The sequence below is a fragment of the Blautia glucerasea genome (genome assembly GCF_013304385.1).
Lineage (GTDB): Bacteria > Bacillota > Clostridia > Lachnospirales > Lachnospiraceae > Blautia_A > Blautia_A ammoniilytica.
Map to the genome: position 1 here is coordinate 1 of NZ_JAAITU010000158.1, position 386 is coordinate 386.

1 protein-coding gene is annotated in these 386 nt (G+C 38.9%); it reads left to right on the forward strand.

Features of this window, described 5'->3' with window-relative positions:
• Nucleotides 1-386: asparagine synthase-related protein (locus G5B11_RS18850; RefSeq protein WP_244093086.1), on the forward strand; the 386-nt coding region annotated here is incomplete at both ends.

Consider the following 386-nt stretch of genomic DNA (forward strand, 5'->3'; position numbering starts at 1 on the left):
CGGGATTTCCTTATCCGTGCAGGAATGAAAGTGGAAGAACGTTTCATCGGAAATGCATATATTTACCGTGAAAAAGAGAAAACGCAGATTTTGAAAAATAAAGTAACAGGACCTTCCACACAGGAATATTTAAGACCATTTTTTGAAGAACTTGAGTCAGAAAACAGAGGATCACTTCAAGACATGGAAAAAATGCAGTCTGTAGATCTGAGCTACTGGCTTCCTGGCGATATTTTGCAGAAAGCAGATAAAATGAGCATGGCACATTCCATGGAAGTCAGAGTACCATTTCTGGATAAAGAAGTTTTTGATTTTGCAGCAAAGCTTCCGAAAGAAGCCAAGATTGCAGCGGGTACAACCAAATATATTTTCCGTAAAGCTGTTTC